This window comes from Nonomuraea sp. B12E4 (genome assembly GCF_039871825.1).
Classification (GTDB): domain Bacteria; phylum Actinomycetota; class Actinomycetes; order Streptosporangiales; family Streptosporangiaceae; genus Nonomuraea.
This window is the reverse complement of record NZ_JBDPME010000070.1, coordinates 1-3,214: the sequence shown is the minus strand read 5'-3', so window position 1 is coordinate 3,214 and position 3,214 is coordinate 1. Positions and strand designations below refer to the sequence as shown.

Annotated in this window: 3 protein-coding genes; all 3 read left to right on the top strand. The window is 66.0% G+C overall.

Translation table 11 applies throughout. The annotated features are described in order from the left end of the window. The first annotated feature begins 327 nt into the window (after window positions 1-327). From ABGB18_RS49195 to ABGB18_RS49185, 3 genes are read left to right on the top strand one after another with little or no spacing between them, the layout of a single operon-like run. Complete coding sequence (locus ABGB18_RS49195) at window positions 328-1,356, top strand: tyrosine-type recombinase/integrase (RefSeq protein ID WP_347702636.1); 1,029 nt, start codon at window positions 328-330, stop codon at window positions 1,354-1,356. Next, window positions 1,353-1,682 carry a helix-turn-helix transcriptional regulator gene (locus ABGB18_RS49190; protein WP_347702635.1) on the top strand — a complete coding sequence of 110 codons (330 nt, stop codon included), beginning with the start codon at window positions 1,353-1,355 and terminating at the stop codon, window positions 1,680-1,682. Before ABGB18_RS49195 ends, ABGB18_RS49190 begins: the two co-directional genes overlap by 4 nt. Before the next feature lie 4 nt (window positions 1,683-1,686). Beyond that, window positions 1,687-3,156 (top strand): hypothetical protein, encoded by a 1,470-nt coding sequence (locus tag ABGB18_RS49185; protein ID WP_347702634.1) that lies wholly within the window; start codon window positions 1,687-1,689, stop codon window positions 3,154-3,156. Window positions 3,157-3,214: the final 58 nt, after the last annotated feature.

The following is a 3,214-nucleotide window of genomic DNA, read 5'->3' as shown; positions in this document are numbered from 1 at the left end:
AACCGGCCGCAATTTCATCTGATGAAATCTCAGATTGGTTTGCGTGCGAGGTGCGCAGGGGGTAATCACTGCTGCTCTCCGGCCTGGCATGGGACACGCCTCGCGCCTGAGGATCAGACGCTACCGGAGCATCATCGGAGCCGCTACGTGTTGTTGACCTGGGGCGCCGTTCAGGCCATTTCTTTTGATGAAAGCATCCTTCGTCAAATGTAAGTGACGTAGAGTGCTGGAGTGGCTACTGAGAATGATCTGATTCCGGGCGCCGCGGGCCTGCACCTGGTGGATGGACTCCCGCTCCTTCACCCCGAAGAGCAGATCTTCACCGCCATGCTGGACGGCTGGCGCAACCAGCAGCTGGCACGGAACCTGGCGTTCGGCACGATCAACAGCCGAGAGAAGACGGTTCGCGCCTTCACACGGCATGCCGATGCGTTCCCCTGGCGATGGACTCCGCTGATGGTCGACGAATGGCTCGGCGACCTGCGCGCCGTCCATGATCTGAAGCGTTCCACGCTGCGCAACTATCAAGAGGCGGTCCGCTCCTTCTGCTCCTACATCACCGACCCGCTCTATGGCTGGTCGGTTGAGTGCGAGCGCCGCTTCGGCAACCATCCGGTGCAGGTCTGCCACGAGTGGAACACCGCGGTGCACGTGGCCGACGCCGAAGCGGACGCGGGCAAGCGCGCCTTCACCCGCGATGAGTTACAGGCCTTCTTCGACCACGCCGACGCGCAGGTCGGCCTGGTCCGCGAGGCCGGCCGCAAGGGCTGGCTGTCGGCCTTCCGCGACGCCGCGCTATTCAAGACCGCCTACGCCTTCGGCCTGCGCCGCAACGAGACGCGCATGCTGGATACCGCCGATCTGGGCCGCAACCCCGAAGGAGTCGAGTTCGGTGAGTACGGCGTGCTCTACGTCCGGCATGGGAAGGCGCAGAAGGGATCGCCGCCGAAACGGCGCAGCGTATTGACCGTCTGGCCATGGGCCGCCGAAATCTTGGAGCAGTGGGACACCGAGGTCCGCCCGCTGTTCGCCACCGCCGACGACGGCGCCATGTGGCCCTCGGAGCGCAGCCCGCGGATCGGCTTCTCCCAGATGAACAGCCGCTTCGCCCTCTACCGCGACGCACTGGGCCTGGACAAGGTACTGGACTTCCACTCCTTCCGCCGCTCCTACGTCACCCATCTGATCGAGGACGGCTGGGATGCCCGCTTCGTCCAAGAGCAGGTCGGCCATGAGCACGCGTCCACCACCTCGATCTACACCTGCGTCTCCTCCGACTTCCGCACCCGCACCCTGCGCCGAGCGCTGGACGCCACCCTCGACGCCGCCTTGAAACCCGCCCGGAGGGCCCGATGAAACGCCAGGTCAGCTATCAATGGCGGCTGCGTGAGGTGATGGCCAGTCACGGTCTGTTCGCTGCCACCGACCTCATACCTCTCCTGGAAGATCGCGGTATCAAGTTGTCCTCGGTGCAGGTCTGGCGCCTGGTCACGCAGACCCCCGAACGGCTGTCCCTACCGGTGCTGGCCGCGCTCTGCGACATCTTCACCTGCACACCCACCGAGCTCATCGCGACCCGCGCCCAAAACGCCACCAGCCGCGCCACGGCAAGCGGCCACAACGTGACGAGCCTGGCCGACACGATCCGGCCCATGCGGGCCCGGATCCGGCCGGAAGCCTGAGCACGTGGTCGGGGGCCGCAAGCGGATCAAAGAAGAAGACCTGTTCTGCGCTCGCTGCCAGAGGAAGGTACGGCTCGGTGCGGCCCGCTGGCCCGAGGGCTATCTCTGCGCGACCTGCGCGACCCGGGCCCTGGAGACCTACGGGCGCTGCGTCGGCTGCGGCGTCGACCGGCTGACTCCCGGCCTCGATCCCGACGGCCAGCCCCTTTGCACTGATTGCGCCGGCGGTCTGGGCAACTTCACCTGCACTATCTGCGGGCAGGAGGGACGACGTTACCGGCTGGGGGTCTGCGGCCGTTGCGTCCTGGCCGAACGCCTCCAAGACCTCCTCGACGACGGCACTGGACGCGTCCGGCCCGACCTCGTCCCTCTGCTGAACCTGCTGCGCAGCGCTCGACGACCCTGGGGACTGATTACGTGGACGGGCCGTCCCCACGTTCAGCAGATCCTTCGCGCCCTGGCCCGCGGTCGAGTTCCTCTCACCCACGACGGACTCAGCCAGTTGTCACCCTGGCGGTCGGTGGCCTACACCCGAGATCTGCTGATGGAATGCGGGATCCTCCCGCCCGCAGACCGGCACCTGCTGCTGTTCCAGCGCTGGCTGACCGACTGGCTCCCCGAGGTGGACAACCTCGACCATCGCAAGATCCTGGAACGCTACGCCACCTGGCATCTTCTCCGCCAGCTACGTGCTGCAGCCGCCAAGGGACCGCTCGGGCAAAACCGTCAACGAGGAGCCCGAGACCGTCTTCAGCAGGCCAGAGCTTTCCTGGCTTGGCTCGAGAACCGCGGGCGCACGCTGACCGAGTGCACCCAAGCCGACGTCGACGCTTGGTTCGCCTCCCCACCCATCAGCCGACGCCTGGTCCAGCCCTTCCTGCGCTGGTGCTCTGAAGCGCGCACCCTGCCACGCCTGCAGATCCCGGTTCACAGCACCGAAAACCCAGCGCCGCTCACTCAACACCGTCGCATCACGCTGATCCGGCGCATGTTCACCGAGGAGACCCTGCCGCTACTCGACCGCGTCGTCGCGCTGCTGATCCTGCTCTACGCCCAACCGGTTACCCGAATCGTCCGTCTCACCATCGACGACGTCAGCCACGACGGCGACCAGCTCTTTCTCCGACTTGGCGAGCCGCCCTCGCCCGTTCCCGCACCCTTTGCCGCACTGCTGCAGACCTACATCCAGACACGTCCGAACACCGCGACGGCGACGAACCCGAACAGCCGCTGGCTCTTTCCCGGACGCCGAGCCGGGCAGCCGATGACCACCGAAGCGCTCCACGGACGGCTTCGGAAGGCGGACATTCCACGGCTTAACGCACGGACCGCCTCGATCCGCCAGCTCGTCCTTCAAGCTCCCGCTTCCGTCGTCGCCGAGATGCTCGGCTACCACGTCGAACATGCCGAGAACCTCGCAGCCGAGGGCGGCGGAACATGGAAGACCTACGCTCCTGGCGATCACACACAGTGATGGAAAGCCCCGAACGGCCGGGAACTCAGATCAGTCAATCAACGGCTCCTGCCAGTTC